This is a genomic window from Thiolapillus sp. (genome assembly GCF_048562965.1).
Classification (GTDB): Bacteria; Pseudomonadota; Gammaproteobacteria; order Chromatiales; family Chromatiaceae; genus Thiolapillus; species Thiolapillus brandeum_A.
In genome coordinates, this window is record NZ_JBHNMF010001022.1 from 1 (window position 1) to 991 (window position 991).

2 protein-coding genes are annotated in these 991 nt (G+C 53.0%); both read left to right on the plus strand.

The window, feature by feature from the left end:
* On the plus strand, positions 1-618 hold a 618-nt coding region (locus tag ACOCD2_RS21940), incomplete at its 5' end, for a hypothetical protein (protein ID WP_419626120.1).
* A gap of 166 nt (positions 619-784) precedes the next feature.
* Positions 785-991, plus strand: a 207-nt coding sequence (locus ACOCD2_RS21945) for a hypothetical protein (protein ID WP_419626122.1), incomplete at its 3' end; no start/stop codon positions are given.

Sequence of the window (991 nt, forward strand, 5' to 3'; positions counted from 1 at the left end):
GCGGTGAACACGGATACCTACTACAACAGCATCAGCTGCACCTACGACACTTCAAATACTGCGAATGAGGGTGAGCTCCATGTGTCCTTCGACAGTGCAATGGAAGTGCCCTCGGACGATGGATCCATCTACGCCTTGCTGGACCGGATCATGCGCACAGAGCCCGCTCTGCGGATGGAGTGCGTGTATCTGCCGATTAAGACTGAAATGGCCATGGAGATCACCAGCAATGGCGTCATTGTGCGTGCTCCCTACATCCGGTTTATCAAGGGCAGCAGTGTAACCGCACAGCAGCGCGTGAACCTCGAAACGTATTTCAGCACCATCGAGGCGCGGGAAATCGATCCTACCTATATCATAAACCCCAAGCGCGCGGACAGTACCTACGTGGAAATCCACACCAACAACGGTTCGCTGGATCCTCTGGAATTCGCGAAGCGGGTCTGGAAGGAAGCCACCATGGTTCACGACATTCACAAGCGCCTGGCATTGAAGATAAATACCCCAGTGACCAACAGCAAGGATGGCACGGTCACGGTGGACAATATCACGCTGGAGAACACAACCAGCCAGCAAACACCTCCAGTTACCGGAGGCATTGTTCAGGAGCGCAAATAATGATAGGCTTCAGTTTCCTATCATTTGGAGAAAGACCATGGCTAAAACTGCTATGCTTCACGTAGTGCGCTGGGCTCCTGTTCTGATGCTGACGGCTGCCGTCGCAGGCATCATGCTTCAGACCCCATCCTGTGCACCTGTACCCTAACCTAACGAGGAAACCCTGATGAAATCAATTATTACCCTCCTGCTGGCTGCACTCAGCCAGGTACCCCCAGTGTTTGCAGATCCTGCGCCGTTTGTAAAAAGTGGCAATATCGGCCTGCCTGCACCTAAGATCACTGAAACCATGTGCGAAGTAAAAGGTAGCAACCCTGTTCGAAAAGTTGCCTGCCTGGTGTTCGAAACCAAAGACGGCAAATCGTGCCGGGAG